We start from the raw sequence: 24,555 nt of genomic DNA, 5'->3' as shown, positions 1-24,555 counted from the left end.
ATGACCCCTGACGAATACTGCCAGGAGAAAGCCGCCAAAAGCGGTTCCAGCTTCTACTACTCTTTCCTCTTTCTGCCGCCCGAGCGGCGGCGCGCCATCACGGCGCTGTACGCGTTTTGCCGCGAAGTGGACGACGTGGTCGACGAATGCACCGACCCGTCGCTGGCCCGCGTCAAGCTGGCCTGGTGGCGCACGCAGGTCGACCAGATGTACAACGGCAATCCGGACCATCCGGTGACCCGCGCCCTGCAACCGCACCTGCAAAGCTGTTCAATCACGCGCGAACGCCTGCTGGCCGTGGTCGACGGCATGGAAATGGACCTGGACCAGACCCGGTACCTGGACTGGCCGGGTCTGCGCAAGTACTGCTGGCACGCCGCCGGCGTGGTGGGCGAACTGTCCGCCGGCGTCTTCGGCTATTCAGATCCCAAGACCCTGGTCTATGCGGAAAAGCTGGGCCTGGCGTTCCAGATGACCAACATCATCCGCGACGTGGGCGACGATGCCCGCCGCGGCCGCATCTACCTGCCCGTCAACGACATGCAGCAGTTCGAGGTCAAGGCCTCGGACATCCTGAACGGCGAATACTCCGAACGCTTCAGCGCGCTGATGAAGTTCCAGGCCGATCGCGCCCGCGAGCTGTACCGCGAGGCCATGAGCAACCTGCCCGAGGTCGACCGCCGCGCGCAGCGCCCGGGCCTGATGATGGCCGCCATCTATCACGCGCTGCTCGACGAGATCGAACGCGACAACTGGCAGGTGCTGCATCAGCGCATCTCGCTCACTCCCCTGCGCAAGCTGTGGCTGGCCTGGAAGACCTGGGTGGGCGGCGGACGCGGACTGGTCCGCCGGTTGGCCCGGTGAAGGCCGCGGTCATCGGCGCCGGCTGGGCCGGCCTGGCGGCCAGCGTCGCGCTGCGCGAAGCGGGCGCCAAGGTCACCGTCTTTGAAGCCGGCCATACGCCGGGCGGCCGCGCCCGGCGCGTGTTCCACACCGATTTCGAGGCGCCGCTGGACAATGGCCAGCACCTGCTGTCGGGCGCCTACAAGCACACGCTGGCGCTGATGCGCCGCGTCGGCCGCAACCCGGACGCCTTGTTGATGCGCCGGCCCTTGCAGCTGGCCAGCCTGGACGGCCGCTTCCGCCTGGCCGCGCCGCGCCTGCCCGCGCCGCTGCACATGGCGGCGGCGATCCTGCGCGCGCGCGGCCTGTCCTGGAAGGACCGTCTCGCGACCCTGCGCCTGATGCGCGGCTTGAAAGCCATGTCCTGGACGCCGCCGCGCGACTGGACCGTGCTGCACCTGCTGCATTACCACGCGCAATCGGACGCCCTGATCCGCCAGATCTGGGAACCGCTGTGCCTGGCCGCGCTGAACACGCCCGCCGTCACCGCCAGCGCCGCGCTGTTCGCGCGCGTGCTGCGCGACAGCCTGACCGGCAGCCGCGAAAACAGCGACATGCTGCTGCCCTGCACCGACCTGTCCGCGCTCTGGCCCGACGCCGCCGCGCGCCAGGTAACCATGCGCTACGGCAGCACCGTGCGCCAGCTCCGCCCCTCCGGCGAAGGCGTCGACATCAACCAGGAACGGTTCGATGCGGCCGTGCTGGCGGTGCCGCCTGCCTTCGCCGCGCGGCTGCTAGACGCCCCGCTGCGCGAGGCCGGCGCCAACGGCCTGCTGGACGCGCTCAAGGCATTCGACTACATGCCCATCGCCACGTTGAACCTGCGCCTGCAGGATCCCTGGCGCCTGCCCGAACCCATGATGATGCTGCGCGAAGAAGCCGCCCGCGACCACTACGGTCAATGGCTGTTCGACCGCGCGCAACTGGCCGGCGACACCAAGGCCGGCGAACTGGCCGTGGTGACCAGCGCGGCCACCGGCATCGCCGAACGCAACCGCCAGCAGGTCATCGAAGCGCTGATCGACCAGGTGGCGGAACAGGCGGCGCGCCACCCTGCGCGCCTGCCGGCCATGCCGGAAGTGACTGCCGCGGAACTGTTCATCGAAAAACGCGCGACCTTCGCGGCGGTACCGGGTCTGACCCGCCCGCTGAATTCCACACCCTGGCCCACGCTGGCGCTGGCCGGCGACTGGACCGACACCGGCTATCCGGGGGTGCTGGAAGGCGCGGTGCGCAGCGGCCTACAGGCCGCCCGCGTGCTGAATCCCGCCGTGGCCTGAGCGCCGCCGCGGCGCCTGCCAGCCCTAGCGCAGCAGGCTGGCGGTGGCCAAGCCCGCCGCCGTCAGCAGCAGCGAACCCGCCAGACTGAAGCCCGCATAGCCCAGCGCGCTGGCGTAGGCGCCGCGCTCCAGCATCGCCACCGTCTCGGCCGAAAAGGTCGAGAAGGTGGTCAGCCCCCCCATGAAACCCGTGATCGCGCCCAGCCGCACCCAGGCCGGCCATTCTGGATGCCCGGCCACCAGCGCCAGCGCCAGGCCCACCAGATAGCCGCCGGCCAGGTTCACCGCGAAGGTGCCCCAGGGCCAGGACTCCACGTTCAGCCACAGGCTGACCAGCCAGCGGACCCAGGCGCCGAACATGGCGCCCACGCCCACGGCCAGGAAATTCAGGGGAATCAGGGTTTGATACGCGGACATCGGGCTTCAGGACGCCTTGTGCTGTTTGAGGCGGAAGGAAAAAACCAGCAGCAGTATGCCGAAGAACACGGCGTAGGCGCCAATCACCCAGACCAGCGCCAGCGCGCCGGCGCCGGGCTGCATGATCAGCATGCCGCCGAACAGGATGGACACCAGGCCCGACAGGCCCAGCAGCCATTCGTTGCGGATGTCCTTGCGGAAGCGGATGGCGGCCACGACCTGGAACACGCCGGACACCAGCGCCCAGATCGCGATGATGTAGAGCAGGACCAGCGCGGTCAGGCCCGGATAGACGAAGGTCACGATGCCGGCCGCGATGCCCAGCAGGCCCACGATGATGAGCGCCCACAAGGGCTTGCCGTTGTCGCGGATGCGCACCCCCGCAACCAGGGCCAGCACGCCGTCCACCAGCGCGAAAGCGCCCCATACCAGCACCAGCGCCGACAAGGTGATGGCGGGCATGAGCAAGGCCATGAGCCCGAAAAGGATGGCGACGACGCCGCGCAACGCCACCCAACCCCAATGACGACCGATCTGATCCACGACTTGCTGTTCAAGCATGACGACCTCCGGTGTTTGTAACGGGTGGCCTATGTTATCTCCGCCAGGCGGCAGGCGCCACGTCGCGCCCGGCCCGCCAGCGGCGCCGCCCCGAAATCGATTGAAATTTCCTTGGGCGGACAAGGGCGGCATTTATAAGAGTCATTCTCATTAAATGTTAGAATCCGCGGGCTTTCACCCTATACCCCATGGACAGTCAACCCACTCCCCGCCGCCGGGCCTATTGGCTCAAGACGCTGCACCAATGGCATTGGATCAGCTCGGCGTTGTGCCTGTTGGGCATGCTGCTGTTCGCGGTCACGGGCCTGACCCTGAACAATGCCTCGCACATCGAGGCCAAGGCAGTGGTGACCAGCCGCGAAGCGCACATGCCCGCCGCCGTCCTGCAGCAACTGACCCCCGCGCCCAAGCAGAAAAAGGCTCCGTTGCCCGCGCCCGTGGCGCAGTGGCTGGACGACACGCTGGACACGTCCGCCGCCGGCAAGCCGGCCGAGTGGTCCGCCGATGAGGTCTACCTGTCGCTGCCGCGCGCCGGCGGCGACGCCTGGCTGTCCATCGACCTGGCCAGCGGCGACGTCGAATACGAACGCACCGACCGCGGCTGGATCTCGTACCTGAACGATTTGCACAAGGGCCGCAACACCGGCCTGGCGTGGAGCTGGTTCCTCGACATCTTCGCCGTCGCCTGTCTGGTCTTTTCGCTGACCGGACTGGTGCTGCTCAAGATGCACGCCGGCAACCGCAGCGCGACCTGGCCCATGGTCGGCCTGGGCGTGGTGATCCCGGTGGTGCTGGCCCTGCTTTTCATACATTGATTCCAACGATCCGCCCTGGAGATTTCCATGCGCAAGCTGTTGTTGTCGGCCCTGCTGGCCGGCCTGATCGCCCGAACGGCCCAAGCGGCCGACATCGGCCTGTCCATCGAGATCCCGCGCCTGGATGTGGCCGAGTACCACCGTCCCTACGTGGCGATCTGGATCGAGAACCCCGACCAGAGCGTGGCCACCGACCTGGCCGTCTGGTACGACGTGGCCAAGAAGAACGACGAAGGCACGGAATGGCTCAAGGACATGCGCCAGTGGTGGCGCCGCAGCGGCCGCAACCAGAAGTTCCCGGTGGACGGCGTCAGCGGCGCCACCAAGCCCGTGGGCAAGCACGCCCTGAGCTTTGACGCGGCCAGCAAGCCCCTGTCGGGCCTCAAGCCCGGCCAATACGCCGTGGTGGTCGAAGCCGCGCGCGAAGTCGGCGGCCGCGAGCTGCTGCGCATCCCCTTCCAATGGCCGCCGCAAAAAGCCGAGCAGTTGACGGCGCGCGGCGAACACGAACTGGGCGCCATCGCGCTCGACCTGAAACCCTGAGACCTCCTAGGAGCACAACGATGAAATCCGCCGCCAAACTGGCCGCCGCCCTGGCGCTGTGTCTGCCCTTCGCCTCCCAGGCGCATGACGTCTGGATGGTGCCATCCTCGACCGTGCTGTCCGGCGTCGACAGCTGGGTCACCGTCGACGCCGCCGTCGGCAACGACAAGTTCTACTTCAACCACGCGCCGCTGCGCCTGGACGGCCTGGCCGTGACGGCGCCGGACGGCAGCGCCGCCGAAGCCGATAACGTCAACAAGGGCAAGCTGCGCAGCACCTTCGACCTGCAACTGAAGCAGGCCGGCACCTACCGCGTAGCCGTGGTCAACGACGGCGTGTTCGCGCGCTGGAAGGAAGACGGCAAGAACAAGCGCTACTTCGGCAAGCCCGAAGGTCTGGCGCAAGCCGTGCCGGCCAAGGCCGATGAGCTGGAAGTCTCGCAAAGCCTGGGCCGCGTCGAAACCTTCGTGACCGCCGGCAAGCCCTCGGCCGTGAAGCCCGTGGGCCGCGGCCTGGAACTGGCGCCCGTGACCCACCCGAACGACCTGTTCACCGACGAACCCGCCACCTTCCAGATGCTGCTGGACGGCAAGCCCGCCGCGGACCTCGAAGTCAACGTGGTGCCCGGCGGCAGCCGCTATCGCGACAAGGTCGGCGAGATCCAGCTGAAGACGGACAAGGACGGCAAGTTCTCGGTGAAGTGGCCGCAGCCCGGCCTGTACTGGATCGAGGCCGGCATGGAAGACGCCAAGGTCAGCGTGCCGCAAGCCAAGAAGCGCCGCCTGTCCTACGCCGGCACCGTCGAAGTGCTGCAGCCCTAAACCGCTGCAGGCGCATGGCCAGTACTCCTTCCTACGCCCAGCACGGCGCGCCGGCCACGGCCGTGCGCGTCGCCTACGGCGCCATGCCGGCAATGCCGGCGGCGCCCGCGGCGCTGGCCGGCGCCACCATGGGCACCACCTGGTCGGCGCGCATGGCGCTGCCGGCCGGACGCACGGAGGCCGCTGCGCGCCAGGCCATCCAGGCCGCGCTGGACGAGGTGGTCGCCCAGATGAGCACCTGGGAAGCCGATTCCGACATCACGCGCTACAACCAGGCTGCATCCGGCTGGCAGGATCTGCCGGCGGAGTTCTTCCACGTATTGAGCCATGCCTTGGCGCTGGCCGAGGACAGCGGCGGCGCGTATGACCCCACGGTCGGGCCGCTGGTGAACGCCTGGGGTTTCGGGCCGCATCAGCGCGCGTTTGAACCGCCCTCGCCCGCCGCCATCGATGCCGCGCGCGCCCGCTGCGGCTGGCGCCGCGTACAGCTCGATGCCGAACGCCGCGCCGCACTGCAGCCGGGCGGCGCCTATCTGGACCTTTCCTCCATCGCCAAGGGCTACGGCGTGGATCGCGCCGCGATGGCGCTTGATGCCCTGGGCATTGCCCATTACCTGGTCGAAGTGGGCGGCGAGTTGCGTGCGCGCGGCCGGCGGCCCGACGGCCAGTCCTGGCGCGTGGCCATCGAAGTGCCGGACGCCAGCGACGACCACGCACTGGCGTTGCCGCTGTGCGACCGCAGCATCGCCACCTCGGGCGACTACCGGCGCCACGCCGGCAGCGGCGACGAACGCTACGCCCACACCATCGATCCGCGCAGCGGCCTGCCGGTACGCAACCAACTGGCCTCGGTCACCGTGCTGCATCCCGGATGCATGCAAGCCGACGCGCTCGCCACCGCCCTGACCGTGCTGGGCGAAGACGAGGGCCTGGCCTACGCGCGCCGCCACGATCTGGCGGCCTTGTTCATCCTGCGCGAGCGCGACGCCTGGCGCGTCGTCGCCACGCCTGCATTCCAGGCGCTGGCCGCCATAGCCTGACGCCATGCCAGCAACACGATTGATCGCGGCGGCATGCGTGGTGGGAGCCTGGCTGCTGCTGTGCGTCTGGGCCCGGCGCCGCGCCCTGCGTCACGAGGCTCAGCAGGCGCTGGCGCTGCAAGCCCTGCAAGCGCCGGTCCCCGAAGACACTTTGCTGATCGCCTACGCCACGCAGACGGGCTATGCCGAATCGCTGGCGGCGCAGACCGCCGACTCCCTGCGCTCGGGCGGCCTGGCCCTGCGCGTGGCCGCCATGGAACAACTGGACGCCAAACGCCTGGCGGAGTACCGCCGCATGCTGTTCGTGGTCAGCACCTATGGCGAAGGCGATCCGCCCGATGCCGCCGCGGCCTTCGCCGAACAGATGCAGCAGGCGGCCCCCGCGCTGGCCGGCGCGCATTACGCAGTGCTGGCGCTGGGAGACAGCGAATACGCCCAATTCTGCGGCTTCGGCCATCGCCTGGACGACTGGCTGCACGCGCAAGGCGCGACCCCCCTGTTCGATCTGGTCGAAGTCGACAATGGCGACCCGGCAGCCCTGCGGCATTGGCAACACCACCTGGGCCTGTTGGCCGGACGCAGCGACCTGCCCGACTGGCAGGCGCCGGTCTACGAATCCTGGCGCCTGGCCGCGCGCGAGCAGCTCAATCCACAAAGCCAGGGTGGCCCTTGCTACCTGTTGACGCTGACGCCGCCTGCCGATGGCGCGCGCAGCTGGCAGGCGGGCGACATCGCCGAGATCGGCCCGCGGCGCGAAGCCGGCGGCCCCTTGCTGGCGCATCGCGAATACTCGATCGCCTCGCTGCCCGAAGACGGTTCGATTCAGTTGCTGGTGCGCCAGATGCGCGGCGCCGACGGTGCGCTGGGACTGGGTAGCGGCTGGCTGACCCACGTCGCCCGACCCGGCGACGCGATCGACCTGCGCGTACGCGTCAACCGCAATTTCCACGCGCCGGCCGACGAGCGCCCGCTGCTCCTGGTGGGCAACGGCACCGGCCTGGCCGGCCTGCGCGCCCTGATCAAGGCGCGCCGCGCCGCGGGCCACCGGCGCAACTGGCTGGTCTTCGGCGAACGCAATGCCGCGCACGACTGGTTCTGCCGGGATGAGATCGAGGCCTGGCGCGAGGACGGCACGCTGGAACGCGTGGACGCCGTGTTCTCGCGCGATCAGGCTGATCGCCGCTACGTGCAGCACCACCTGCGCGACGAGGCCGAGGCCGTGCGCGCCTGGGCCGACATGGGCGCCGCCATCTACGTCTGCGGCAGCCTGCAAGGCATGGCCGGCGGCGTGGACGCCGCCTTGCAGGACATCCTGGGCGCCGCGCGCCTGCAGGCCATGCAGCGCGACGGCCGCTACCGCCGCGACGTGTACTGAACGCGGCCGCTGCGCTTACTGCAGCTTGATATCGGCCTTGTCGATCACGGTCTTCCAGCGGTCGCGCTCGGCGCGGATCTGCTGGCCGAATTCGGCCGGAGTATTGCCCAGCGGAAAAGCGCCCGTCTCTTCCATCTTGGCCGCGGTGGCCGGATCGCGCACGGCGCGCGCGAAGGCGTCGGCCAGCTTGTCGCGCACGTCGTCAGGCATGCCGGCCGGGCCCACCACGCCGTACCAGGCGGTCACGTCGTAGTCCTTGTAGCCCTGCTCCGCGAACGTCGGCACGTCCGGCAGGCGCGGATTGCGCTGGGCGCCGGTGATGGCCAGGGCGCGCAGGTGATTGCTCTTCAGGTAGGGCAGCGACGAGGGGAAATTATCGAAGATCACCGGCACCACGCCGCCCACCGTGTCGGTCAGCGCGGGCGCCGATCCGCGGTAGGAGATGCTGTTCATCTTGCCGCCGATGATCTGCAGGAACCAGATCATGCCCAGGTCGTTCACGCCGCCTGCGCCGGCGTTGGCATAACCGTCCTTGTTGGGATTGGCGCGCACGTGCTCGACGAACTCAGCCAGCGTCTTGGCCGGAAACTGCGGATTGACGCTGAGGATGTTGGGGCTGGTAACCAGGTTGCTGACGGGCGTGAAGTCCTTGACCGGGTCGTAGGCCAGCTTGGGGAACAGGTGCGGCGCGGTGCCATGCGTGCTGACGGTGGCCAGGCCGACGGTGTAGCCGTCCGGCTTGGCGCGCGCGGTGGCGGTCATGCCTATGGTGCCGGACGCGCCCGTGCGGTTCTCCACCACGATCTGCTGGCCCAGGATCTCGCCGGCTTTCGCGGCGGCGAGACGGCCCACGATGTCGGTCGGTCCGCCGGCGGGAAACGGCACGATCAGCGTAATGGGATGGTCGGGAAATGCCGCGTGGGCGGCGGGCAGCACGGCGGCCAGCGCCAGGGCAACGCAAGTCTTGCGCATCATGGGTATGTCTCCTGTAGGGATGGTTGGAATTCTTATGTGGCTGCACTGGCGGCGGCTTGCGCCATCGCCTCGCGGCGCAGGATCTTGCCGGGGCGGGCCGTCCCGGCTTCTGCCGGGAAGACCTGTTGGCCATTGACCAGCACGTGCTCCACCCCGGCGGACGCCAGCGTCGGCGACTCCCAGGTGGCGCGGTCCTCGACCGTGTCGGCGTCGAACACGACGATGTCGGCCCAGGCGCCCTCGCTCAACTGGCCGCGTCCGCCCAGGCCGAACACACGCGCCGGCAGGGACGTCATCTTGGCGACGGCGCTCTCCAGCGTCATCAGTTCGGCCTCGCGCACATAGCAGCCCAGCACGCGCGTGAAGCTGCCCCACAACCGGGGATGCGGATGGGCGTCGTTGGGCAGCCCGTCCGAGCCCACCATGCAGCACTCGTGCTGGAAGATGCGCTGGACCTCGGCCTCGTCCATCGCGAAATAGATGGCGCCCGCCGGGCACAGGCGCTGCGCCGCCGAGGTCTTGTCGCAGCCCCAGCGCGCCGCGATGTCGCCAAGGAACTGGCCGCTGCATTCCGGATGCGGTGTGGACCAGGTGATGCGTATGTCTTCGATGATTTCGGCGCGCTCCGGAATCAGGATGGTGGAACTGCCGGGGTACGGGTAGATGTCCAGCGCCACCTCGACGCCCTCGCCGCGCGCGCGGTCGATGTTCGCCAGCGTGGCGCGGCTCTTGCCCCAGTTCTGCGGCATCATGCACTTATGGTGCGACAGCACGGTGGCGCAGCCGGTATTGCGCCCCACCGAGAGCACCTCGTCGACGGCCTCTTCGACCGCGTCGCCTTCGTTGCGGATATGGCTGGTGTGCATCGCGCCGCGCGCCGCCGCCACCCGCGCCAGGCCTTCCAGCTCAGCGGGGCGGGCCGCGCCGCCGGGCTGGTACGCCAGGCCGGTGCTGAAGCCCACCGCGCCCGCGGCCAGGGCTTCGTCCAGCATGCGCTGCATGCTCTCCTGTTCTTCGGCCGTAGGCTGCGCCGCAGGGTCGCGCATGGCGGCCAGGCGCAGGTTGGCGTGCCCCACCAGCGCCGCCACGTTGATCATGGGCCGCTGCACGCGCAGCTCGCTGAAATAGGCCTGCATATCGGCGAACAGGGGCGTTTCCCCCAGCAGCGCCAGCGCCGCGGCGGTATTGCCCGGCAAGGGCGCGGGCGCGCCGCTCACGCCGCAATTGCCCACCACCACCGAAGTAATGCCCTGGCTGGTCTTCCATTCCAGGCCGGGCCGTTCCACGAACATCAGGTCATCGTGGCCGTGCACGTCGATGAAGCCCGGCGCCACGATCTTGCCGCGCGCGTCCACCCTGTGCGCAGCCGCTGCCCCCGACAGGTCGCCGATGGCGGCGATGCGTTCGCCCGCCACGCCCACGTCGGCGCGGCGCCGGGGGCCGCCCAGGCCGTCGACGACCCAGCCGCCTTCGATGATCAGATCCAGAGGTTCCTGCCGCATGGTGCTCCCGCCTTGAGGGTCTTGCCGGCGGACGCGCTTGAATCCGCGGACGCCGAAAGGGTCTAGTATCGTCGGCCCGATCAATCTGGGAAAATTGTTTTAATTGATCCATCTATCATGATTTGAAATGAATCGTCTGCCCAAGCACGTCACCCTGAAACACCTGACCGCCTTCGTCGCGGTGGCCCAGGAATCCAGCTTCACGCATGCGGCCAAGCGCCTGTTCCAGACTCAGTCGTCCGTGACCAGCCTGGTGCGGCAACTGGAGGACGCGCTGGCCACGCAGCTGTTCGCGCGCACCAGCCGGCGCGTGCTGCTGACAGCGGCGGGCGAGGAATTCCTGCCGCGCGTCATGCGGCTGCTGGCGGATTTCGATGGAGTGATAGACGATGTGCAGCGCTACGGCGCGCTGGAGCGCGGACGCGTCGGCGTGGCGGCGGCGCCGTCGGCCATCACGCAGATCATCGCGCCCGCCGCCGCGGCCTACTCGGCCCGCTATCCGGCCGTGCGGCTGTACCTCAGCGACGACAACTCCGGCCGCATCCAGCGCAAGGTCGCCGCGCGCGAAGTTGATTTCGGCTTGACCAGCCGCTGGGCCGACGCGCCCGGACTGCAGTTCGACGCCCTGCTGGAGGACCGCTTCGGCGTACTGTATCGGGAGGACGACGCCAGTCTGCGCCCGGCGCGCGACGGCACGATGCGCTGGTCGGATCTGGCCGGCCGCAAGCTGGTCGGGGTGGTGGACGAGACCGGCATCATGGCGCTCTTGCGGGCCCGCGCCGACCTGCCGATAGAGGCCGGCGCGCCCTTCTACGAGGCTTCCAGCACCACCTCGCAGGCGGCGCTGGTCCAGGCCGGACTCGGCGTGGCGCTATTGCCGGCGCTGGCGGCGCAACGGGTGATGGAGCCCGGCCTGGCCTATGCCCTGCTGGCCCGGCCCACGGTGGTGCGCACGGTCTGCATCATCCGCCACAAGGAATACCCCTTGAGCCCCGCCGCGCAAGCCCTGATCCACGCCATTCACGACTATCTGCGCACGGCGCAGTTGCCGGCCGGCTGCAAACGCATGCCGGCCAAAGGCTTGAAAGCGTAAAAGCAGCGCGGCGCGCTCAGGCCCCGCGCAGCTTCTCGTCTAGCGCCGCCAGTCCCGCCGCGAACACGTTGCGACCCACGGCGTTCACTACGTCGCTCAATTCCGCGCCCTCGACGCGGAAATCCGCCCACCATTCCACCAGCGTCTGGCCGCCTTCGGTGACGGCATGCAGCGACACGCCGGCGGTGTAGTCGCGCATGGGCAGGTCGGTCTCGACGATGGAATAGCGCAGCGCCGTGCCCGGATCGTCCAGCATCAGCAACTGCTCGCGCACGAAGCCGGAAGGCTTGAGCGACAGGTGCCGCACGCTGCCCACGGCGTCATGGCGGCCGCCCTCTTCCAGGCGGCTTTCGGCGATGCCGGGGTGCCAGTCGGCCAGGCCGTTGAAATCGCGGAAACTGGCCCAGACTTTCTGTAGCGGCGCGTGGATGATGGCGCTGACGTATACGGTGTGCGGCATGCGGACTCCTGCGGGCGCGCGGCCCAGGGATTGAGGAAACTACGGAATCAGAACGTCAGGCTCTTGAATTCGCGGGTCGCCGCGGTCAATGCCTGTTCAGTCGGCAGCCGCTCCATCGAGCTGGCGCCGTAGAAGCCATGGCAATGCTTGCACGCGCGCAGCACGTGGGCCGCGTCTTCGGGCGTGGCTATCGGACCGCCATGGCACAGCACGATGATATCCGGCCGCACCGCCAGCGCGGCCGCGGCGATGCGGTCGATGGCCGCCACGCAGTCGTCCAGCGTCTGCGCGGTTTCCGCGCCGATCGAGCCGCCAGTCGTCAGGCCCATGTGGGCCACGATGATGTCGGCCCCGGCCTTCGTCATGGCAACGGCGTCGTCCTCGTTGAACACGTAGGGCGTGGTCAGCATGCCCTTCTGATGCGCCAGACGGATCATGTCCACTTCCAGCGCATAGCCCATGCCGGTCTCTTCCAGATTGGCGCGGAAGGTGCCGTCGATCAGGCCCACGGTGGGAAAGTTCTGCACGCCGGCAAAGCCCTGGCGCTTGAGGTCGTCGAGAAACACGTCGAAGTCGCAGAACGGATCGGTGCCGTTGACACCGGCCAACACCGGTGTCTTCTTCACCACCGGCAGGACTTCGCGCCCCATGTCCACCACGATCTCGTTGGCGTTGCCATAGGCCAGCAGGCCGGCCAGCGAACCGCGGCCCGCCATGCGGTAGCGGCCCGAGTTGTAGATCACGATCAGGTCGATGCCGCCCGCTTCCTCGCACTTGGCCGACAGGCCGGTGCCCGCGCCACCGCCGACGATGGGCGTGCGCGCGCGCACCATGGCGCGATACTTGTCCAGGAGTTCGTTGCGGTCAAAGCGCGGCATGGCGGCGGTCCTCAGTGTGTGGCGATTTCAAGAAATTGGTCGACCGCGGTCTGGGCGAACAGCGGGTCATTGATGTGGCAAGGCACGCGCACCAGGCGGCGGTCGGCGGTCTGCACCAGATTCGCCTCCAGCGCCGCGTACAGGGCAGCGTCGGCCTCCGGGTCCCAGAACGCCTGGCCCGGCGCGTCCAGCGCGGATACGCCGCCTTCCGGGATCAGGAAGCGCACCGGCCCCTGGCACTGGTTCAGGCGGGCGGCGATCCACTCGCCCTGGCGGGTGTTTTCTTCCACGGTGGTGCGCATCAGCGTCACCTGCGGATTGTGCGGATAGAACTTGCGGCCGCGGTAGCGCTCCGGCACGGTGTCCATGGCGCCGAAGTTCACCATGTCCAGCGCGCCGCAGGAGCCCACGTAGGGCAAGCCGGTGCGGGCCACGGCGCCGAAACGGTCCTCGGTGCAGGCCAGCACGCCGCCGAACAGGAAGTCGCAGACTTCGGTTGTGGTCAGGTCCAGCACGCCGCCCAGCAAACGGCTGTCCAGCAGCTTTTCCATCGACTGCCCGCCCGTGCCCGTGGCGTGGAATACCAGGCAGTCGTAGCGGGACTCCAGCAGCGGCGTGACTTGCTGCACGCAGGCGGTGGTGACGCCGAACATGGTGATGCCCACGGCGGGCCGGCCGTCGTCGGCGACCGCGCGGGCGGCCTGCCGGAAGGCGCCGCCGATCGCGCCGGCGGCGTTGGCCAGCACCCGGCGCGAAATGCGGTTCAGGCCCGCGACGTCGGTCACGGAATACATCATGGCGATGTCCGACGGCCCGACATAGGGCGCGACATTGCCCGAGGCCATGGTCGACACCATCAGCTTGGGCGTGCCGATGGGCAGCGCGCGCATGGCCGGCGTGATCAAGGCGGTGCCGCCCGAACCGCCCAGGCCCAGCAGCGCGCCGATTTCCGCATTGGCGGCAGCGTAGCGTTCGAAGGCCAGCGCCATGGCCGCGATGGCCGTACCCCGGTCGCCGGTGAAGACCGCGCCGGCGCCCCCGGGATGGCTGGCGGCCACCTCGCTGGCCTGCACCTGGGCCGCGCTGGCGGCGCCGGAGGTGGACACGTCCACCGATACCGGGTCCAGCCCATCCCGCCGCAGCAGGTCCATCACGTATTCGGCCTCTTGGCCTTTCGTGTCGTAGGTGGCGGCCACGTAGACCCGCCGGTTCGAATGCGTCATGACTCCTCCGCGGGCGGCTACACTCGGTGCGCGCCTCGATATGTGAGGCCGCTAGGCCTGTAGAATCTAGAAATGAGACGAAAGAATCATACTGAGACACCTGTCTCACGTCAAACTCCCGCCCCCTCCGCAACCGGCATGGCGCGGCTGATCGCGCCGGCCAGTCCGCAGGCCGCCGCCAGCGGCGAGCCGCCGCACGGGCCGCGCGCGCGCATGCGCAAGACCCTGCTGGATGCGGCGCAGCGGCTGATGGCCGAAGGCATCACGCCATCGGTGGCCGAACTGGCCGAACACGCGCAGGTCTCGCGCGCCACCGCCTACCGCTACTTTCCCAGCCAGAGCGCGCTGATCGCCGCCGTGGTGGACGAGAGCCTCGGCCCCATCCTGGCCTGGGACTCGGCCGCGCCAGACGCCGCCGGGCGGGTCGACGAACTGCTGCGCTTCGCCTATCCCCGGCTCGAATCGCATGAAGCGCCGCTGCGCGCCGCCATCATGGTGTCGCTGCAGCAGCACGCCGAGGCCAGCGCCGGCCGTGGCGGCGCCGAACCGCGGCTGGTGCGCGGGCATCGCGTCGACATCCTCAAGCGCGCCATCGCGCCGCTGTCCGCCGAACTGACGCCGGCCCAACTGGACCGCGTGACGCAGGCCCTGTCGCTGGTCTACGGCACCGAGGTGTTCCTGGTGTTGAAGGACATCTGGAAACTGGAGCTGCCCGAACTCACGGACGTGGCGCGCTGGACCGCCCAGGCCATCATCGCGCAGGCGCTGGCCGAGGCCGGGTCCGGCAAGGAAGCGCCAGCAAAGCGCGTCCGGAAGTAACGCCGGCCCGCTACTGGCCCGACTTGCGGTGGCTGCGGAAAAGCAGATGCGTGGCAGCCAGATGGAAGCGCATGGCGATCTGGGCGCATTCCGCATCGCGCGCGCGCAGCGCCGCGATGATCTGGCGATGATGCTCCACGCTGCGCAGCATGTCGTCCTTGGTGTAGAAGTAGAACGAGCCGATGATGATGGGCATGTCCAGCAAGCTTTCCACCATGGACCGCACGCGGGCGGATTGCGCCGCTTCGAGCAGCGCGTGGTGGAACTGGTTGTTGAAGTGCTGCACCTGCGCGACGCTGTCGGGAGCATCGGCGTTGATGGCATCGAGCATGCACTGGTTGATGCGCTCGAGTTCGCCTATCTGCTCCGGGCTGGCCCGTTCGGCCGCCGCCTTGGCGGAATACGGTTCAAGCAGCATGCGCAGCTCGAACGCTTCGTCGATGTCGCGGTCCTGCCAGCCCAGCACCACGGCTCCGCGCCGGCCTTCGTGCTTGACCAGACCGTCCGTCACCAGGCGTTCGATCGCGCTGCGCACCGGCGTCCGGCTGACGGAGAGTTCGGCGGCGATGTGTTCTTCGCGCAGCCGTTCGCCGGGCATGAAAGCGCCCGCCATCAAGCGGCGGCGCAACTCTGCATAGACGTAATCGCGGGCGCTCGACATGATGGCGCATGACTCCAGATCAGGGTTCTCGAACTATACCGGAAGCCCATCCCGGCAATCGCGCCTGGCTGCGTCAATACTGGCGTTGCGCAAGCCGCTCCAGGAACCTGGGCCAGACCTCCGGATTCAGCAGCCGTTCGGGGCGGCGTCCGGCCAACATTTCCATGATCTGGCTGGCGGACCCTTGCGCGACCTTGCGCCGGCCTTCGTGCGTGACGCCTCCCGTGTGGTAGGTCGCCACGACATCGGAACGCAGCAGCAGGCCATGCCCGGGCGGGGGAGGCTCCTCGTCCCAGACATCCAGCCCCGCGCCGGCCAACCGCCCGTCCTGCAAGGCGGCAAGCAGCGCCTGCTCGTCATGGATGCCGCCGCGCGCGGTCGAAATGAACAGCGCGCCGGGACGCATCCTGGCGTACGCCGCGGTCCCGATCATGCCCCGCGTGTCGTCATTCAGCGGGCAATGCAGGCTCACCACGTCGGCCTGTTCGAGCAGTTGCGGGAGGCTCACGGGCTCGGCGCCGCGGGAGCGGATTTCCTCGGGCGCAAGCAGCGGATCGCATGCCATCACCCGCATGCCGAAGCCGGCGGCAATACGTGCCACTCGGCGGCCAATTTCACCGATGCCCACGATCCCCAGCACGCGCCCTTCGATCTCGCGCCCCATCAGGGCCTCGCGCGAGGCGGCGGATCCCGCCAGCAGCGCAGACTGGGATTCACGCAGGCGCTTGACCAGCGACAGCAGCAAGGCAAACGTCATTTCCGCCACTGACGCGGCGTTGGCGCCGGCCTGGTTCACCACGGCCACCCCGGCCTGCGTGCAGGCCGCTACGTCCACGGTGTCGTAGCCCGCGCCGCCCGAGGACGCGCAAAGCAGTGCCGGGCACTGTGCCAGCAGGCTTTCCGACACTTGCCAGCGCGCGGGGACCTCGTCCTTGGCCGCGCTGACATGGTAGGCATGCGCGCCGGCCAATCCCGCCGCCGTGATCGTCTCGTCGCGCGCAGGCAGCACTTCGACGCTCAAGCCGGGCTCGCCCTGGATGCAAGCGTCGAACGCAGGGTCGATCCAGAGATCCAACCGGACGATGCGCATGCCGCCCGGCAGCCGCGCCGTCACGCTCACGACCGCGCCTCCGTGCAACCCAGCTGCTTGAGCCGGGCATCGACCCAGGAGGTATCCAGCGATCCCGCCGCGATGTCAGCCAGCATCTTCGTTTCCAGTTCGTGCTTGGACGCGGCAGCCAGATAGACCGCTTCAGTCTGCTCGAACGGAATCGACAGCAGGCCGTCCTCGTCGCCCAGGATCAGATCGCCCGGCGCAATCGTCATGCCGTTCAGGGAAATGACGCAGTTGATCTCGCCGGGCCCGTCCTTGTAGGGCCCCCGGTGGGTCACGCCGGCCGCATAGACCGGAAACGCGCCGCGGCGGATCGTGCCGCTGTCGCGAATCGCGCCATTGATCACAATGCCCGCAATGCCGCGCGTCTGCGCGTAGCTGGTCATGATTTCGCCGATGATGGCGTTGGTCAGGTCGCCACCCGCATCCACCACGATCACGTCGCCGGGCTGCGCCAGATCAAGCGCCTTGTGCACCAGCAGATTGTCGCCAGGGCGGGTGCGCACGGTCAGGGCCGGACCGGCCAGCGGGCTGCCATCGTGCATGGGCTGCAAGCGCGCACCGCCGGCCGTCATCCGCGACATGCAGTCGCTGATGTTGGCGACCGGCACGCCTTTGAACTTGTCCACGGTTTGCTTGCTTGCCGCACGCTTGCGGGCGTGGATCTCAAAACCGATCATGTTTGCTCCTGTCGGGAATTGCAATGCGTTGCCATTACTGTTTGGGAATGCCGGCGTCCTGCACGACCTTGCCGAAGATCTCGTGATCCGCCCGATGCTGGCGAGCCAGATCCTCGGGCGCGCCCTTGAGCACGCTATAGCCGGCGTCTTCCAGTTTTTTCACCAGTTCTGGCTGGGACTGGACCTGCTGCAAGGCCCGGTTCAATGCGGCGACCACGTCATCCGGCGTCTTGGCGGGTGCCATCAACCCCCACCATATCGACTGGTCGATCGTCTTGAATCCGCTTTCCACGAACGTGGGCACGTCGGGCAAGGCCGGCGCGCGTTCCTTGGCAACCACCGCCAGCGCGCGGACCTTGCCGCCGCGGATCTGCGGCAGCAGCGAAGCCACGGAGCCCACATACATATCGATGCGGCCGCTGGCCAGGTCCGGGAACGCCTGGCCCCAGCCCCGGTAAGGCACATGCATCAACTCCATGTTCGCGGCCTTGCGCCAGAGATAGCCGGTCAGGTCGCCAGTGCCGCCGATGCCGGGAATGCCGAGCGAAACCTGACCAGGGCGAGCTTGCGCTGCCTTGACCACATCGCCGACCGTCTTGAACGGGGATTCGGGCAGGACCACGAAAACGCTCGGCGATGTGGCCACGGGACCGACAGGCCGGAAATCCTTGAACGTGTCGTAGCTGAGCTTGTTGTAGAGCCAGGGATTCAGCACGATGTTGTCGGTCTGGGCCATCACCAGCGTATGTCCGTCCGGACGCGCGCGGGCGGTGGCGTCCAGCGCCAGGTTGCCGCCGGCGCCCGGCTTGTTCTCCACCACCATGTTCCAGCCCTGGTCCTGACCGATCGCGCTGCCGATCATGCGGGTCAGCGTATCGGTGCCGCCGCCAGGCGGAAACGGGGAAATGAGCGTGATGGGCGCCGTGCCCATATCCGCCGCGTTCGCGGCGGCGCAACCCAGCACCAGCGTTGCCGCCAGGAGTTTCTTCAGAGCCTTCATTGTCTTCCTCGCACAGTTGATTCTTGTTGGATATGCCGTCGCTGCGTCGCGATGCAGCGCGGCGCTCAGCGCTCGCGCGCCAAAGCCGTCAGCCAGGCCAGGCGCGCCTCGACCGAATCCGGCAGATTGAAATCGCCACTCGCCCGCGCGTCCTGGATGCCCATGCTGGTGCGGCTGAAAAGCCGTTCGACGCCGTCCAGAACCAGGGGCTCCAGTCCCGCCTCGATCAGTTGCTCGCGGGCTTCGCGGACTTCCGCCTGCCGGCGCTGGGCATGCAGCACGTGGGATCGGACGAACGAATCCATGAAGGCCGTAAGCGGCGTCTGGTCTATGTCCGCCAGCACCTCGTAAAGCGAGGCTCTCAATCCCATGGATTCGGCCGCCACCAGGCATTCCACCGCCAGGCTTTCCATGCCCTTGGTCATGATGCTGCGCAGCAGCTTCAGGCGCACGGCATCGCCCGCCGCTCCCTGTATGGCGCGCGCCGGCGCCCCGCCGCTCTCTGCCAGCCGCAGCACCGCGTCCGTGCCGGTCCCCGCGCAGAGCAAGGGCGTGCGTTCCGCCAACAGGGCAATGGCGCCCATGATCGCGACGTCGGTGAAGTCGATGTTCCGTTCCGCTGCGGCCGCCGAAGCGGCCTGCATGTCGGGCGCGCTGGCTGTCGTGAAGTCGGCATAGACCGCGTCCTGGCGCATATGCGGAAAGCTCTGCCGCGCCATCTCCAGCGCCGCATGGCCGTACACCGCCGACACGACGATATCCGCCTCTCCCAGCCATGCGCCGGGCTCGGCGTGCAATCCCGCGCCATGACGCCGGGCGCGTCCCGCCATTTCCTCGTCCTGCCGCAACTCGCAGATCCCGACCAGCGTATGCCCGGCGGCGCCCCATGCCTGCGCACAGCAGGAACCGACCTCGCCGCAGCCCAACAGAGCAATTTTCATCTCTAAAAATACATAAAAAAAACAATGATGCTTTATAGAATGAAAATTTCGTTGATATTATTCGTGTAAACCCTATGATTTCTATATTTTTAGTACATTAAAAAAACATTCATTGACCCAAGCCTGTACCCGGCCGGTCGCAACCAGACGCCCGCAAGCGCCGCGCCACGCGGGGCAGACGCCGGATTGGCGCATGCCCTCGCGATGGTTGGCGGTCGTTCAGAGAGAAGGGATGGCGCGATGCGCGGAGCTGCTCGGCAGCCAGCTGCCGCAGTGCATTCCTGGCGCCTCAGGCGCGCCGGACCATGCCGGCGGAGATGGCTCGCGCCGTGCGGCACAGCGGCTCCAGGCACTGCTCGACCATCTGCCCGGTCGAGCGCACGCCCTGGATCCACACAATGTTGACGCAGCCGTACAGCTTTCCCGGAGCGGCCATGATGGGCACGGCAATGGCCTCCAGCCTGTCGTTCTGGTCCTTGCGGGTCTTGTCGTAGTCGCCGCCGAAGCGTTGCTCGCGCAGGGCATAGCCCTGGCGGCGCGTCTGCTCCAGCAGCTTGGCCACGGCGGCGCAATCGTGCGCCAGCGCGTCGCCCTCGCGGCGGCTGCGGCGCAACGCCTCCAGGATCGAATCGCGCTCTTTGTCGGCGCAGAACGCCAGATAGGCCCGCCCCACCGCGGAGCGCAGCATGTTGATCTGGAAGCCGATGTTGTCGCGGCGGATGGTGAAGTACGACTGGCTGCGATTGGTTTCGCGCACGATCATGGCGCTGCCGCGCCGCACCGTCAGGTCCGACGGCCATAGCACCTCCGCCTGCAGGCGGTCCAGCTCGGGCGCCGCGCACTGGCCCAGCAGGTCCAGCACGCGCGCGCGCCGGCTGGGTTCATTGAGCGAACTGGCCGGGCAGAAATAGTCGTCGGCGATCCGCCGCCAGATCAGCCCGCGCAATTGCAGCGTCGCCAGGATGCGCAGCAGCGTGGCCTTGGCATAGCCGGTGCGCACATGCAATTCCTGCAGGCTTGCGCCCTGCGTGGCGCGCACTTCGTCCAGCACGATCAGGCCGCGCTCCAGCGCATCTATGGTCTTCACCTTCGGCGTCCAACGGCTCATTGCGCCCTCTTCCACAAATCTGGAAATTTCACCCAGTGAAACTCTAGCAAAACCTGCTTGAGCCGCCCAGCCCCCGCGAAATATCGTGGCGTCTATCGCAAGCCGTGGTGGCTGGCGGAACCGGACGAGAGGCGGGAATGAGCGGACAGGCTGTACGCAATGTGCTCTGGATCATGTGCGACCAACTGCGCTGGGACTATCTGTCCTGCTATGGGCATCCGCGCCTGCGCACTCCCAATATCGACCGCCTGGCCGCCGAAGGCGTGCGCTTCGACAATGCCTTCGTGCAGGGGCCGGTCTGCGGCCCCTCGCGCATGTCCTATTACACCGGCCGCTATGTCACCAGCCACGGCGCCGTGTGGAACTTCGTACCCATGCCGGTCAGCGAAATGACGCTGGGCGACTATCTGCGCCCGCTGGGCGTGCGCGTGGCGGTGGCGGGCAAGACCCACGTGGAAGCCGACAGGGCCGGCATGCGGCGCCTGGGCCTGGACCCGGCGAGCGCCGTGGGCATCCAGGCGGCGCAAGGCGGGTTCGAGCCCTATGACCGCGACGATGGCATCTGGCCGCCGGGCTTCAGCGATGAATCGCACCGCTACACGCAGTACCTGCGCCAGCAAGGCTACGACGGTGCCAACCCCTGGCACGACCACGCCAATTCGGCGCTGGGCGCCAACGGCGAGATCCTGTCCGGCTGGAACATGCGCTATGCCGGCCTGCCGGCGCGCGTCGCCGAAACGGACTCCGAAACGCCCTACATGACGCGGCGCGCGATCGAGTTCATGGAGCAGAGCGGCGAGCAGCCCTGGGTGCTGCACCTGTCCTACATCAAGCCGCACTGGCCCTATGTTGCGCCCGCGCCTTACCACGCCATGTATTCGACCTACGACATCCAGGCGGCCAAGCGCGTTGCGCGCGAACTGGAGAATGCGCATCCCGTGCTGCAGGGCTTTCGCCAGGCGGAGGTCAGCAGGAACTTCTCCTGCGACCAAGTGCGCGAGACCGTGATACCCACCTACATGGGCCTGATCAAGCAGCTCGACGACCAGTTGGGCGTGCTGTTCGACTATCTGCGGCGCAGCGGCCGCGACCAGGACACCATGGTCATTTTCTGCAGCGACCATGGCGACTACCTGGGCGATCACTACCTGGGCGAGAAGGAGCTGTTCCACGACTGCGTGGCCAAGGTGCCGCTGATCGTGCGCCTGCCAGGCGACGACGCCCGGCGCGGCGGCGTGGAATCGCGGCTGGTGGAAGCCATAGACCTGGTCCCCACCATCCTGGACGCCCTGGGCGCGGAGATTCCCGACCACATCCTCGAAGGACGCTCCCTGTTGCCGCTGCTGCGCGGCGAGGAACCGGCAGACTGGCGCCGCGCCGTGTACTCGGAAAACAACTACGCGTTCCGCGACTTCGTGCGCGAGCCGCTGGGCCGTCCCGCCGACGGCTGCCACACCATCATGGTGCGCGACCACGAATGGAAGTACGTCCATTTCGAAGGCCTGCGCCCCCAGCTATTCGACTTGCGCGCCGACCCCGACGAATACGACGACCTGGGCGCGGACCCCGCGCACGCAGCCATCCGGGAACGCTACCAGGCCATGCTGTTCGACTGGCTGCGCAACCGCAAGATCCACCCCACCGTCAGCCACGCCGCCATGACGGGATGGACACGCAAGGAGGAATCGGCCGGCATCCATATCGGCAGGTGGTAGCGCAGCGCGCCTGGACCCGCGCGCCTGAAAAATAAACGTCAGGAGACAGCATGAAACCGCATTTACTTGCGCTGGCAGCCTGTGTGGCCGCCAGCACGGCGTCGCACGCCCAGCCGAAAGAGGACTGGCCCACGCGCGCCATCCGCATCGTGGTCGCCTTTCCCGCGGGATCGCCGGGCGACACGGCGGCGCGCATCGTGGCCGACGCCGTGGGACAGTCGCTCAAGCAGCCGGTCATCATCGAGAACCGGCCCGGCGCGGGCGGCAACATCGGCGCCGAAGCGGTGGCCCGGTCGCCCGCCGACGGCTACACCTTTCTCGAGGCGCCGGACACAGTGGTCACCATCAACCCGGCCATCTACCGCAAGCTGAACTTCAAGGCCGACGACCTGACGCCCGTGGTCGCGCTGGCGAACTTCAACCAGATGCTGGTGTGCTCGCCCGCGACGGGCCTGCGCACCCTGGCGCAGCTGGACGCGCAGGCCAGGAAGACGCCCGGCGCGCTCAGCTATGCCTCCGGCGGCCAGGGCGTGCCGGGACATCTGGCCATGGAGCTTTATCTGTCGGGCGCAGGACTGGACATCCTGCATGTGCCCTACAAGGGCCCGTCGCCCGCCACCCAGGACGTGCTGGCCGGGCAAGTGCCCTGCGGCTATCTGGCGTCGCCCGTGGTCGCGCCCTACGTCGCGGCCGGCAAGCTCTACGGGCTGGCGGTGTCGGGCAGCGCGCGCTCGGTCCAGGCATCGGACGTGCCGACCATGCAGCAGGCGGGCGTGGCCGGCTACGACGCCACCTTCCGCGAAATGCTGTTCGCGCCCAAGGACACGCCGGCCGCCATCGTGCAACGCATGAATGAAGAGGTGGCGCGCGCCCTGGCGCTTCCCGAGGTGAAGCAGAAGCTGCAAGGCAACGACCTGGATCCGCAGCCCGAATCGCCCGACGCCACCGCGCTGCGCCTGCGCGAGGACGCCGCCAAATGGACTGCAGTCATCCGCAAGATCAACCTCAAGGTGGACTGACACACCCGCCCCGCTCCCGCCGTCCGCGCCACTTCCGCCGCGCGCACGGCATTCCCCGCCAAAGGAGGCCACATGAACGCCGCAACACCCGCCACCGTCTTCGGCTCGCTGAAGGACTACCGCAAGGGCTCGATCGAGATCACGCAGGGCTCACCGCGCCACTACGTCTTTTCCAACATCTTCGAGGTGGCGGCCAACTCCGCGCCCTACGAAAAAGTCGTGGTCGGCAAGAACCTGGAGTACGTCATCGAAACCCTGCGCGCCGAAGGCGTGTCGCCCTGGTACGCCTGCAGCCATGACGAGTTCGCCATCCTGATGGACGGCCAGGCCCAGGTCGAGTTCCTGGCCCTGGACCAGCCGCCCGCCAGCGCGGACGGCAGCGTGCTGGCGGGCCAGGCTCCGGCCGGCAAGCCCATGGGCCGGGTGCTGCTGGGCCGCGGGCACCAATGCCTGCTGCCCGCCGGCTGCGCCTACCGATTCACCGCGCCGTATCCGGGCGTGCTGCTGATACAGACCCGCGCGGGCAAGCTGTCCGTCGAGAAGTGGGCGGACATCTGCCTGCAGTAAGCCCCCCTTTTCCTTCAGGAGTACCGATATGGCCATGCTGGACACACACGCCCCCTCTTTCGCCGCCGGCAAAGTCGCCGCCGGCGCCGCCGACGCCGCGACCGGCTACAAGCGCTTCGACCTGGGCGCGTTCACCTTCATCCGCGACGAATACTTCGTCAAAGTGCATTGGCCTTCCAAAGGCCAGATCCGCACCCACGCCATCCCGGCCGATGCCTTCCTGCGCGCGCTGATGCGCGACGTGGCCTGGGGCTTTTTCTATGGCTGGGTCAACTTCGACCACGTGTTCGGCACACGCAACCATTACGGCAAGGTGGACGTCTACGCCGGTTCGTTCAACGGCGTCATGAAGGCGGCGGGCGTGGACTACACCGAGACTTTCGACACCCCGCTCATCATGGCCACCTTCAAAGCCATGCTGCACGACTGGACCAACGAGGGTTTCGATCCCTTTGCCGCGCCCGAGGAGACCGGCTCGGCCTTCGGCCGCAAGCATGGCGACAACATCGCCGCCATCGAGCGCTCGCGCATTGCCACGCGGCGCATGCCGGGCCTGCCGGAAGACTCGCCGCTGCGCGACGACCTGCCGGTCAACCGGGCCTTCGCCGACGTGACCCAGGACGAGCCGCAGATCCATGCCGAGCCGGGCTACGAAGGCGCGTTGCATGCGTTCAGCCTGTTCAAGTACCTGTCGCGCTCGGACGTCACCTGGAATCCTTCCGTCACGTCCGTTTGCGGCGCCAGCCTGTTCTGCCCCACCACCGAGGAATTCATCCTGCCGGTGTTCCACGGCAACGACCGCGTCGAATGGTTCCTGCAGCTGTCGGACGAGATCGTCTGGGACATCGGCGACAAGGACACCGGCGCACCGCGCGCCCGCGTCACCATGCGCGCCGGCGACATCTGCGCCATGCCCGCCGACATCCGTCATCAGGGCTATTCGACCAAGCGCTCGATGCTGCTGGTCTGGGAGAACGCCACGCCCGACCTGCCCCAGCGGTATGAAAGCGGCGAACTCGCGCCCTACCCGGTCGAGTTCTGAATC

At 68.0% G+C, this 24,555-nt stretch carries 26 protein-coding genes; 13 read left to right on the top strand and 13 right to left on the bottom strand.

The window, feature by feature from the left end; all coding sequences use genetic code 11:
• Both hpnD and hpnE read left to right on the top strand, forming a co-directional pair.
• The gene (gene hpnD / locus AC3WOB_RS14115; protein ID WP_492275376.1) at positions 1-864 is read left to right on the top strand and encodes a presqualene diphosphate synthase HpnD; all 864 of its coding nucleotides are present in this window, start codon (positions 1-3) and stop codon (positions 862-864) included.
• Positions 861-2,183, top strand: a complete 1,323-nt coding sequence (gene hpnE, locus AC3WOB_RS14110; protein ID WP_492275375.1) for a hydroxysqualene dehydroxylase HpnE — start codon at positions 861-863, stop codon at positions 2,181-2,183. Before hpnD ends, hpnE begins: the two co-directional genes overlap by 4 nt.
• Positions 2,184-2,207: 24 nt before the next feature.
• Here hpnE and AC3WOB_RS14105 read toward each other — a convergent pair whose 3' ends face one another.
• Complete coding sequence (locus AC3WOB_RS14105) at positions 2,208-2,600, bottom strand: fluoride efflux transporter CrcB (protein WP_013394817.1); 393 nt, start codon at positions 2,598-2,600, stop codon at positions 2,208-2,210.
• 6 nt (positions 2,601-2,606) lie between these two features.
• Positions 2,607-3,161, bottom strand: a complete 555-nt coding sequence (locus AC3WOB_RS14100; protein ID WP_013394818.1) for an HdeD family acid-resistance protein — start codon at positions 3,159-3,161, stop codon at positions 2,607-2,609.
• A 188-nt stretch (positions 3,162-3,349) separates the two neighbouring features.
• Here AC3WOB_RS14100 and AC3WOB_RS14095 point away from each other — a divergent pair, with 188 nt between their 5' ends.
• From AC3WOB_RS14095 to AC3WOB_RS14075, 5 genes are read left to right on the top strand one after another with little or no spacing between them, the layout of a single operon-like run.
• The gene (locus AC3WOB_RS14095) at positions 3,350-3,976 is read left to right on the top strand and encodes a PepSY-associated TM helix domain-containing protein (protein ID WP_013394819.1); all 627 of its coding nucleotides are present in this window, start codon (positions 3,350-3,352) and stop codon (positions 3,974-3,976) included.
• A 27-nt stretch (positions 3,977-4,003) separates the two neighbouring features.
• On the top strand, positions 4,004-4,519 hold the full coding sequence (locus tag AC3WOB_RS14090; RefSeq protein WP_013394820.1) for a DUF2271 domain-containing protein: 516 nt from the start codon (positions 4,004-4,006) through the stop codon (positions 4,517-4,519).
• 20 nt (positions 4,520-4,539) lie between these two features.
• Positions 4,540-5,340: a DUF4198 domain-containing protein gene (locus AC3WOB_RS14085; RefSeq protein ID WP_013394821.1), complete on the top strand. Its 801-nt coding sequence runs from the start codon at positions 4,540-4,542 to the stop codon at positions 5,338-5,340.
• Between the two features lie 14 nt (positions 5,341-5,354).
• Positions 5,355-6,380 carry an FAD:protein FMN transferase gene (locus AC3WOB_RS14080; RefSeq protein WP_492275374.1) on the top strand — a complete coding sequence of 342 codons (1,026 nt, stop codon included), beginning with the start codon at positions 5,355-5,357 and terminating at the stop codon, positions 6,378-6,380.
• A gap of 4 nt (positions 6,381-6,384) precedes the next feature.
• Positions 6,385-7,755: a sulfite reductase subunit alpha gene (locus tag AC3WOB_RS14075; RefSeq protein ID WP_492275373.1), complete on the top strand. Its 1,371-nt coding sequence runs from the start codon at positions 6,385-6,387 to the stop codon at positions 7,753-7,755.
• 15 nt (positions 7,756-7,770) lie between these two features.
• Here the strand turns inward: AC3WOB_RS14075 and AC3WOB_RS14070 are convergent, their stop codons facing one another.
• Positions 7,771-8,730, bottom strand: a complete 960-nt coding sequence (locus tag AC3WOB_RS14070; protein WP_013394824.1) for a tripartite tricarboxylate transporter substrate binding protein BugE — start codon at positions 8,728-8,730, stop codon at positions 7,771-7,773.
• 32 nt (positions 8,731-8,762) lie between these two features.
• Positions 8,763-10,232 (bottom strand): N-acyl-D-amino-acid deacylase family protein, encoded by a 1,470-nt coding sequence (locus tag AC3WOB_RS14065; RefSeq protein ID WP_492275372.1) that lies wholly within the window; start codon positions 10,230-10,232, stop codon positions 8,763-8,765.
• Positions 10,233-10,359: 127 nt separating this feature from the next.
• Here AC3WOB_RS14065 and AC3WOB_RS14060 point away from each other — a divergent pair, with 127 nt between their 5' ends.
• Complete coding sequence (locus AC3WOB_RS14060) at positions 10,360-11,325, top strand: LysR family transcriptional regulator (RefSeq protein ID WP_013394826.1); 966 nt, start codon at positions 10,360-10,362, stop codon at positions 11,323-11,325.
• A 16-nt stretch (positions 11,326-11,341) separates the two neighbouring features.
• On the opposite strand, the gene AC3WOB_RS14055 is transcribed toward AC3WOB_RS14060, so the two are convergent.
• The 3 genes from AC3WOB_RS14055 to AC3WOB_RS14045 are packed head-to-tail and all read right to left on the bottom strand — an operon-like array spanning position 11,342 to position 13,886.
• A complete protein-coding gene (locus AC3WOB_RS14055) occupies positions 11,342-11,785 on the bottom strand; it encodes an SRPBCC family protein (RefSeq protein WP_013394827.1) in 444 nt (147 codons plus the stop codon).
• Positions 11,786-11,832: 47 nt separating this feature from the next.
• Complete coding sequence (locus AC3WOB_RS14050) at positions 11,833-12,663, bottom strand: phosphoenolpyruvate hydrolase family protein (RefSeq protein ID WP_013394828.1); 831 nt, start codon at positions 12,661-12,663, stop codon at positions 11,833-11,835.
• An 11-nt stretch (positions 12,664-12,674) separates the two neighbouring features.
• Entirely contained in the window at positions 12,675-13,886 is a 1,212-nt protein-coding gene (locus tag AC3WOB_RS14045; protein ID WP_013394829.1) for a Tm-1-like ATP-binding domain-containing protein, read from the bottom strand.
• 138 nt (positions 13,887-14,024) lie between these two features.
• Between AC3WOB_RS14045 and AC3WOB_RS14040 the strand changes: the two genes are divergently transcribed.
• Positions 14,025-14,705 (top strand): TetR/AcrR family transcriptional regulator, encoded by a 681-nt coding sequence (locus tag AC3WOB_RS14040; RefSeq protein ID WP_013394830.1) that lies wholly within the window; start codon positions 14,025-14,027, stop codon positions 14,703-14,705.
• A 10-nt stretch (positions 14,706-14,715) separates the two neighbouring features.
• Here AC3WOB_RS14040 and AC3WOB_RS14035 read toward each other — a convergent pair whose 3' ends face one another.
• The 6 genes from AC3WOB_RS14035 to AC3WOB_RS14010 form a co-directional block, all read right to left on the bottom strand.
• Positions 14,716-15,366, bottom strand: coding sequence for a GntR family transcriptional regulator (locus tag AC3WOB_RS14035; RefSeq protein ID WP_013394831.1), 651 nt, complete (start codon positions 15,364-15,366; stop codon positions 14,716-14,718).
• Positions 15,367-15,439: 73 nt separating this feature from the next.
• Complete coding sequence (locus AC3WOB_RS14030) at positions 15,440-16,486, bottom strand: hydroxyacid dehydrogenase (RefSeq protein WP_492275371.1); 1,047 nt, start codon at positions 16,484-16,486, stop codon at positions 15,440-15,442.
• Entirely contained in the window at positions 16,483-17,160 is a 678-nt protein-coding gene (locus AC3WOB_RS14025; RefSeq protein WP_013394833.1) for an RraA family protein, read from the bottom strand. Before AC3WOB_RS14025 ends, AC3WOB_RS14030 begins: the two co-directional genes overlap by 4 nt.
• 34 nt (positions 17,161-17,194) lie before the next feature.
• Positions 17,195-18,160, bottom strand: a complete 966-nt coding sequence (locus AC3WOB_RS14020) for a Bug family tripartite tricarboxylate transporter substrate binding protein (RefSeq protein ID WP_492275370.1) — start codon at positions 18,158-18,160, stop codon at positions 17,195-17,197.
• A 65-nt stretch (positions 18,161-18,225) separates the two neighbouring features.
• Positions 18,226-19,101 carry an NAD(P)-dependent oxidoreductase gene (locus AC3WOB_RS14015; RefSeq protein WP_492275369.1) on the bottom strand — a complete coding sequence of 292 codons (876 nt, stop codon included), beginning with the start codon at positions 19,099-19,101 and terminating at the stop codon, positions 18,226-18,228.
• A 289-nt stretch (positions 19,102-19,390) separates the two neighbouring features.
• Complete coding sequence (locus tag AC3WOB_RS14010; RefSeq protein ID WP_013394836.1) at positions 19,391-20,209, bottom strand: IclR family transcriptional regulator domain-containing protein; 819 nt, start codon at positions 20,207-20,209, stop codon at positions 19,391-19,393.
• Between the two features lie 137 nt (positions 20,210-20,346).
• On the opposite strand from AC3WOB_RS14010, the gene AC3WOB_RS14005 reads away from it, so the two are divergent.
• The 4 genes from AC3WOB_RS14005 (at position 20,347) to AC3WOB_RS13990 (ending at position 24,552) form a co-directional block, all read left to right on the top strand.
• On the top strand, positions 20,347-21,924 hold the full coding sequence (locus AC3WOB_RS14005) for an alkaline phosphatase family protein (protein WP_013394837.1): 1,578 nt from the start codon (positions 20,347-20,349) through the stop codon (positions 21,922-21,924).
• A 50-nt stretch (positions 21,925-21,974) separates the two neighbouring features.
• Complete coding sequence (locus tag AC3WOB_RS14000) at positions 21,975-22,943, top strand: Bug family tripartite tricarboxylate transporter substrate binding protein (RefSeq protein WP_013394838.1); 969 nt, start codon at positions 21,975-21,977, stop codon at positions 22,941-22,943.
• A 72-nt stretch (positions 22,944-23,015) separates the two neighbouring features.
• Positions 23,016-23,510 (top strand): cupin domain-containing protein, encoded by a 495-nt coding sequence (locus AC3WOB_RS13995; RefSeq protein WP_492275368.1) that lies wholly within the window; start codon positions 23,016-23,018, stop codon positions 23,508-23,510.
• 28 nt (positions 23,511-23,538) lie between these two features.
• Entirely contained in the window at positions 23,539-24,552 is a 1,014-nt protein-coding gene (locus AC3WOB_RS13990; RefSeq protein ID WP_492275367.1) for a hydroxyquinol 1,2-dioxygenase, read from the top strand.
• The last annotated feature ends 3 nt before the right edge of the window (positions 24,553-24,555 follow it).

The sequence above is a fragment of the Achromobacter sp. FW305-C-30-7 genome, assembly GCF_058783105.1.
The sequence above is the reverse complement of the archived record's forward strand: the minus strand, read 5'-3'. Positions and strand labels throughout refer to the sequence as shown.